Genomic DNA, 7,225 nt, shown 5'->3' with positions numbered 1-7,225 from the left:
GCGCTGGGCTATGGCGACCAGGACGTGGATTCCACCGTGGGCCGCATCGGCTGGCAGGCCCGTTTCGACGGCGGCAGCGTCAAGCCGTACGTGCAGGTCACCTACGACCACGAGTTCGAAGACGGCCAGCAGGCCAGCGCGTGGCTACAGTCGATGCCGGAGGTGGGCATGTACAAGGTGCCGGGCCTGGAGTTCGACAAGAACTACGCCACCGCCGTGCTGGGTGCGCGCCTGAATCTGTGGGGCCTGAACAGCAACGTGGGCATGAGCACCACCACGCTGCAGAAGCGTGCCCGCGACGTGTCGCTGTTTGCCAGCTTCAGCGGCAGCTTCTGATCCATCGCGCGCAACGCCCCGCAGGGGGCGTTGCAGGCGGCTGGCGAAAGCCAGCAACAACGGGCGGCCCAGTGCCGCCCGTTGCGTTTGTACCGCCCCGCCGCATAAACTTGCCCGGCGCGATGCGGGTGTAGCTCAATGGTAGAGCTGTAGCTTCCCAAGCTACTGACGAGGGTTCGATTCCCTTCACCCGCTCCATCACCGGCTTCCGCTGCAGCCTGCGGCGTTCTGCAAGTCGTTGAACCCTGCGGCTTACCGCCTCCCTGCATGCGCACCGCTATCGCATCTCTCGCCCGCGGCATCCGTACAGGACGCCAGATCCGGGCATGCCCAGCATGTCCGGGCAACCATCGGCGCGCGTTGGCCGCTGCCATCCCCCACTTACTCGCGCATGGCCTCGAACACGAAAGGATTGTCGTGGTCAGGGAAGCGCAGTCGGTACCGTTCGACGCGGGTGATGCCGTCAGACAGCAGGTAGTCCACCTGCAGGCCTTCCGGATCGCTTTCCATCCCGGCGCCCAGGTAGGTGTTGCTCGGATAGCTGAACCCGTGGTGCGGCGCTTCTCGAATGGCGGCACAGGTGCCGAACAGCGGGGGCAGCACGTAGAGCCGCTTCTCATGCAGCAGCACTACCTTGGTGTAGCGGTCGCCCTTGCCGCTGCTGACCTGGCGGATGTCCAGGCACACCGAGTTGCCGCGGTGCCACAGCGTCATGACCGCCACGTTCTCGGCAGCGATCGGCGCGTTGTCATTCCACGGTGCGGGCGCGAGGTTGATCGCGCGGCTCAGGGGCCAGCGCTGCGTACCCACCACCAACGCCTCGCCGTCGAACGCCACGTCGGGTACGCCGGCAGGGGGTGTCATGGCCAGGTCGCCCGGCCCGCTCCACAGGGTCTGGTCGAAACGTCGTAGCGCCTGGCCCATCGAGGTCACCCAGACGCAGTTGCGGGGCGCGTCCGTGCAGGGCATCGCCATGTCCGTGCCCGACCCCGGAAACAGGGGGCCGCCGAGGGATCGGTAAAAGTCACCGTAGGTGGTGAACGATGCGGGCGCCGCATGCGTCGCCGTCGCCAGGCAGATGCCCAACAGGCCAACCAGCACGCGGTGGCGGGCGTTCATCATGCGATCCATGCGGGCAGTGGCACTGAGGGCGGTGGGGGCAATGCAGACGGCGCTCAATGTAACCCGCCGCGACGCACGCTGGGCCATACCGGACGCGCCATCACCACACGGCTGGGAGCGTTCTGCATGGGAGTATCGAGCCAGCCCCCACTGCATGAGGGCTGGCGCGTACAGCGGGTCAGTTCGGCGGGTTGCACCCGGTGGAATTCTTCAGGCATCGCGATAGCGCGCCGTAGCACAGAAGTTGCCCGGTCGGCTTGGCCATGCACGCTTGATAGGCTGCGTAGCAGGCGTCACACGGCGTGGATTGCGCAGTGGCAGAACCAATTCCCAGCGTGAATGCGATAGCAGCAACAGCAACAGACAGCCTGAGTCCAATCTTCATGCCATATCTCCGTTGATAGCCCTCCTTGGGCAGCGCTGAGCCTACAGGCCGCATTTTTTACCCGCAACCGCGAGCAGTGCGGTTGCGGGCGCTCCCCCACGCGGCCGATCTCTTCCCGATGGCCATGCAGCCATTGCTCGTGCCGCTGCTATCGGCTTGAATGACACGCTGTCTGAACCAGCGTGGCAACCGGAGTGCAATGGACATCGTAGGCGGCTGGGCGAGGGGTACATCCGATTCTTGGGCGGCGGCGCATGCCACCTGACCGTACGGCACTCCGGCGGTACACCCGCTGGCTGCCCAGTGTGGTGCTGGTGGCGGTGTGCATCGCCTGGTGGTCGCCACTGGGCGTGATTGCGGCACTGGCTGCCTCCGTTGCAACGCACAGCCTGCTGACGCGCTTCGACATGGCTGGCGACGTGCTGCCGGTAGGCGGCGCGACACTGCGTTCGGCGCCGTTGTCGCCCTTCGCCCGCCAGCCGCCCGCCGGCGATGTGACCCTGGGCTGGGCCGAGCTGGGCATGGGCGGTCCGGCTTACTGCACGCAGATGCTGCGCGACGGTGCGATCGTGGACGACATCGCCTGCGACGGCGGCACGGCGCAAACCGGCACGTGGACCGATCTGGCGGGAACGTCGCTGCGCCTCGCATCGGGCTACGTTGACCGCAGCGATGGGGTGCTGGGGTACGACGAGCAACGCAAGGTCCTGCTTCACTTCAACGCGGTCCCCCACGTGTTCTGGCAGATGCTCGGCGAACGGCGTCAGGCGGACGGGGATGCGGCCGCGGCGGCGTGGGTGTCGCGCCAGCCGCATGTGGCCACCGCGCTGCGCGCGTACCACGGCCTTTGGCTGGCGCCCGATGATCCGGCCTTGGCCAGCCCGATGCAGGCGCAGCTGCGCCACCGGCTGCCCGACGGTCGCGAGCTCAACGCACGCCTGCTGCTGCCCGACGACCTGCGGCTGACCGCACACCCTGGCCTTTTCACGCGCACACAGCCCTATGCGCTGGCTCTGGACGGCACGGACAGCGGGCGCCACGTCTGCGATCTGGACACCGTCATTGCCAGTCCCGGTGGCCATTGCATCGTGGTGGCCGGTGTCTGCCTGGATGCCACCCATCGGCCTGTGGAGGGCGTGTGGCTGGTGTACTGGCGCGGCCACTGGCAGGCGGTGTGTCGCCATGTGTTTGCAGGGGAGGGCGGGCAGCGTCGCAGCGCCTCGCTGGATGTGCTCGCCGCCAGCGACGACGGCCGGCTGGAACTTCAGGGCTACCGCGAATGGGCGGACGCCGAGGGCTGGCATCGGGAGCCGCTGGTGGACGTTGCACTGGACCTGAGGGTGGAGTGGCGGCAGACCGCCGTATCAGTGGGCGGCAGGGGCCAACGCGCGCGGCTGGCGTTGCCCAGGGGCTGACGGTGCGTTCATAAGGTGCGCATGCCGGTGCAAGCACGCCACCGTCATCTGGACACGGGAGCCCCGCGCTATGCTGCGCGCTTTCCCGCCCCTTCGCACCGCGATGAAACTCGCCATCCTGTCCCGCAACAGCAAGCTGTACTCCACGCGCCGCCTGGTCGAGGCCGCGCGCACCCGCGGCCATACCGTGCGGGTGCTCGATCCGTTGCGGTGTTACATGCGGATTGCCGCCGACGGCTTCACCATGCATTACAAGGGTCGGCCGATCACCGGCGTGGACGCGGTGATCCCGCGCATCGGGGCCTCGGTCACCCGGTATGGCACCGCGGTGTTGCGCCAGTTCGAGATGATGGGCGCACGCACGCCCAATCCCTCCGATGCCATCCTGCGGGCCCGCGACAAACTGCGTGCGCACCAGATCCTGGCGTCCAAGGGCATCGACATGCCGGTGACCGTCTTCGGCGACAACCCCGACGACACCGTGGACCTGTTGTCGATGCTCGGCCCGCCGCCACACGTGGTGAAGCTCAACGAAGGCACCCAGGGCAGGGGAGTGATCCTGACCGAGAAGGCCAGCGCATCGCGCGGCATTGTCGAGGCACTACGCGGGCTGTATGCCAACTTCCTGATGCAGGAGTTCATCGGCGAGGCCCAGGGCGCCGACCTGCGCTGCCTGGTGGTGGGCGACCAGGTGGTGGGCGCCATGCAGCGCCAGGCCCCCGACGGGGACTTCCGCTCCAACCTGCATGCCGGCGGCAGCGCCCGCGCGGCCAAGGCCAGCCGCGCCGAGCAGCAGGTGGCGGTGCGCTCGGCCAAGGCGCTGGGGCTGAGTGTGGCCGGGGTCGACCTGATCCGCTCCAGCCGCGGCCCGCTGGTGCTGGAGGTGAACTCCACGCCCGGGCTGGAGGGTATCGAGGCGATCTGCCAGGCCGACCTCGCGGGTCGCATCATTGACCACGTGGCGTCCATGAAAAAACCTTCACTTTCAAAGGCTTGAGCAGATTTTCGAAATCTTTCGGAGCGCTTAACACCGGTTTAATCGACCCCGGCGTACGCTCCGACAAACCGCAGCTCTGCCCTCCTCAGCAGGATCGGTAATCGGGAACACACTTCAGGCCCAGGCGGTTTACCGTCTGGGCCTTTTTACCGGCCCCGGCACACCTGCCAAAGCGCACTTGCTGCGGCAAACCCGACAGGGATACAGTCGACGCTCTGTTCAGGCTGACTAAGGATTGGTTGAAATGAAACGCATGAAGCTCGCCGTTGTCGCCACGCTCCTGTTGCTGAGCGCTGGAGTGGCGCAGGCTGCCAAGAAAAACGATGTGTTCGTGCCGGGCAAGCCGCTGGCTGAACAGATCCAACGCATCGAGGGGGAGATGGGCGACGGCAAAACCTATGCCGAATTGAAGCTGGAGGATCGCAGCCGCGTCCGCGAAGCACTGGGGCGCATGCGTATCACCCTCGAGCGCTTCCCTGACGAGTCCGGTATTCCTGCCGTGGCCAAGACGGATCTGTTCAACGACCAGCAGATTGTGAACACGCTTTTGACACAGGCCCGAGAAGATAGCCGTCTAATATGCCGACGTGAGAAGGCAACCGGGTCCAACTTTGCAGTGACCCAGTGCTTGACTCTCGCCGAGCGTGAGCGCAACAAGAACGATGCGCAGCAGCGGATGAACAACGCGCAGCGCGTTGGCAATTTCGACAACTTCTAGAGGTCACAGTGCGAATTCTTGTAATTGAGGACAACAGCGACATCGCCGCCAATCTGGGCGACTACCTCGAAGACCGCGGGCACACCGTGGACTTCGCCGCCGATGGCGTGACCGGCCTGCACCTGGCCGTGGTCCATGAGTTCGATGCGATCGTGCTGGATCTCAATCTGCCGGGCATGGATGGGATCGAGGTCTGCCGCAAGCTTCGCAACGAAGCGCGCAAGCAGACCCCGGTGCTCATGCTGACCGCACGGGATTCGCTGGACAACAAGCTGGCCGGGTTCGATTCCGGCGCGGACGACTACCTGATCAAGCCCTTTGCGCTGCAGGAAGTCGAAGTCCGTCTGAACGCCCTGTCGCGTCGCGGCAAGGGCGTGCAGACCCGCGTACTGGAAACCGGCGACCTGGAGTACAACCTGGACACGCTGGAAGTGCGCCGCCAGGGCAAGCTGCTGCAGCTCAACCCGACCGCACTGAAGATCCTGCAGGCGCTGATGGAAGCGGCCCCGGCCGTGGTGACCCGTCAGGAGCTGGAAACCCGCGTGTGGGGCGAGGAGCTGCCGGATTCGGACTCGCTGCGCGTGCACATCCACGGCCTGCGCGCAGTGGTGGACAAGCCCTTCGAGGTGCCGTTGATCCAGACCCGTCATGGCATCGGATACCGCATCGCCGCCCCGGAAGCCTGATCCGGTGACGGCGAAGGGGGAGCGCCGCCGGGCACCGTACCGGCGGCGGCTGCGCAGTCGCATCATCGTATCGTTCGCGCTGTTGGGCTTGTGCTTGACAGCGCTGTTTGCGTTTGCCACCAACTGGACCCGCGCACGCGTGGAGAACCAGCTGGTGGAAGACGTGTTGAACCGCAACATCGACGAGTTCGCGATGCGGTATCAACTCGATCCAGGCCGCAGCCCCGAGGTGCCTTTCCAGCAGGTGCGCGCGTTTGCCTACCCCAAGGACAAGTTCGACCGGGTACGTGAGGAGCGCCCGGAATGGGCCGCTTACGCCACGGGCAACTACAACGTGGCCGGTGTGGACGAAGAGAATCGTCCGTTTTCCTACAAGCTGGCGGTCCGCAAGACGCCCGATGCCTGGTTCTTCCTCGCTTACGACATGACCGAGAGCATTCGCGGCGAAGCTCAGCTCAACCGCGCGCTGTTCTTCTCGGTACTGGTCTTCAGCGTGCTGTCGCTGGTCCTGGGCTGGTGGTCGGCCTCCAAGGTGATGAAGCCGGTGTCCGACCTGGCCGCGCGCCTGCGCGCCTATCGCGGTGGCACCAGTGAGCCGGAACCGCTGGCCCCGCGCTTCCCCGATGACGAAGTGGGCCAGTTGGCCCAGGCGCTCGACGACTATTCGTCGCGGCTGACCGAGGTGGTGCAGCGCGACCGCGAATTCAACGCCGACGTGAGCCACGAGCTGCGCACGCCGCTGGCCGTGATCCGCGGTGCCACCGAACTGCTGCTCGCGCGCCCGGGGCTGGATGAAAAAGTGGTGCAGCGCCTGCAGCGCATCCAGCGTGCCGAACAGCAATGCACCGACCTGATCGGCTCGCTGCTGCTGCTGTCGCGCAACGAGCGCGGGCAGGGCAGCAGCAACGTCGCGCGCGTGACCGAGCAGCTGCTGGACGCCCATCGTGCGCAACTGGGCGGCAAGCCGCTGGAGCTGGTGCTCGAGGGCGACCGTGATCTGGTCATCGATGCGCCCGAATCGGCCTTGTCGGTGGCGCTGGGCAACCTGATCGGCAATGCGGTGAAGTATTCGCAGGAAGGCGCAGTGCGCGTGCGGGTCAGCGGCAACCGCGTGGACGTCATCGACAGCGGCCCCGGCCTGAGCGCCGAAGACGCGGCCAAGCTGTTCCAGCGCGGGTATCGCGGCACCCATGCCGGCCACTCGCAGGGCGGCGGCATCGGCCTGTCGATCGTCAGCCGCCTGTGCGACCTGTACGGTTGGCAGGTGAGCGTGCGCCCAGGCGTCGAGCGCGGCGTCATCGCCACACTGACGTTCGCCCCCGCGCTGTAAGGCCGCATCCGCGTATCCCACGCCTGGTAGAGCCCCCCCCATGGGTGGCTGCTCTTCACAGAATCCCGCCCATCACGCAGCCACCCACGGGGTGGGTCTACCCGGGCATCCCACGAAGGTAGAGCCACCCCATGGGTGGCTGCTTTTCCCGGAATCCCACCCGTCACGCAGCCACCCACGGGGTGGCTCTACCGGGGGGTGGCGGCCAACTGGCGGTACAGGCGGTCCAACTGTTC

The 7,225-nt window shown here is 66.4% G+C and carries 8 protein-coding genes and 1 tRNA gene; 7 read left to right on the top strand and 2 right to left on the bottom strand.

Going from position 1 to position 7,225, the window contains the following annotated elements:
* Together DBR34_RS05115 and DBR34_RS05110 are read left to right on the top strand one after the other, a co-directional pair.
* Nucleotides 1-336, top strand: a 336-nt coding sequence (locus tag DBR34_RS05115) for an autotransporter domain-containing protein (RefSeq protein ID WP_128095965.1), incomplete at its 5' end; no start/stop codon positions are given.
* Nucleotides 337-460: 124 nt separating this feature from the next.
* Nucleotides 461-534, top strand: a tRNA-Gly gene (locus DBR34_RS05110).
* Between the two features lie 183 nt (nt 535-717).
* Here DBR34_RS05110 and DBR34_RS05105 read toward each other — a convergent pair.
* Nucleotides 718-1,455, bottom strand: coding sequence for a hypothetical protein (locus tag DBR34_RS05105; protein WP_128095964.1), 738 nt, complete (start codon nt 1,453-1,455; stop codon nt 718-720).
* Between the two features lie 181 nt (nt 1,456-1,636).
* Entirely contained in the window at nt 1,637-1,843 is a 207-nt protein-coding gene (locus tag DBR34_RS05100; protein WP_128095963.1) for a hypothetical protein, read from the bottom strand.
* Nucleotides 1,844-2,148: 305 nt separating this feature from the next.
* On the opposite strand from DBR34_RS05100, the gene DBR34_RS05095 reads away from it, so the two are divergent.
* From DBR34_RS05095 to DBR34_RS05075, 5 genes are all read left to right on the top strand, one after another.
* Nucleotides 2,149-3,258, top strand: a complete 1,110-nt coding sequence (locus tag DBR34_RS05095; protein ID WP_258223674.1) for a hypothetical protein — start codon at nt 2,149-2,151, stop codon at nt 3,256-3,258.
* Nucleotides 3,259-3,361: 103 nt separating this feature from the next.
* Nucleotides 3,362-4,255: a 30S ribosomal protein S6--L-glutamate ligase gene (gene rimK, locus DBR34_RS05090; protein ID WP_128095961.1), complete on the top strand. Its 894-nt coding sequence runs from the start codon at nt 3,362-3,364 to the stop codon at nt 4,253-4,255.
* A 244-nt stretch (nt 4,256-4,499) separates the two neighbouring features.
* Nucleotides 4,500-4,973 carry a hypothetical protein gene (locus DBR34_RS05085; RefSeq protein ID WP_128095960.1) on the top strand — a complete coding sequence of 158 codons (474 nt, stop codon included), beginning with the start codon at nt 4,500-4,502 and terminating at the stop codon, nt 4,971-4,973.
* A gap of 8 nt (nt 4,974-4,981) precedes the next feature.
* Nucleotides 4,982-5,659 (top strand): response regulator transcription factor, encoded by a 678-nt coding sequence (locus DBR34_RS05080; protein WP_017356179.1) that lies wholly within the window; start codon nt 4,982-4,984, stop codon nt 5,657-5,659.
* On the top strand, nt 5,622-6,989 hold the full coding sequence (locus DBR34_RS05075) for a HAMP domain-containing sensor histidine kinase (protein WP_128095959.1): 1,368 nt from the start codon (nt 5,622-5,624) through the stop codon (nt 6,987-6,989). The genes DBR34_RS05080 and DBR34_RS05075 overlap by 38 nt, the downstream gene beginning before the upstream one ends.
* Nucleotides 6,990-7,225: the final 236 nt, after the last annotated feature.

The organism is Stenotrophomonas sp. HMWF003 (assembly GCF_003061285.1).
GTDB lineage: Bacteria > Pseudomonadota > Gammaproteobacteria > Xanthomonadales > Xanthomonadaceae > Stenotrophomonas > Stenotrophomonas maltophilia_AP.
This window is presented reverse-complemented; position numbering and strand designations above follow the sequence as displayed.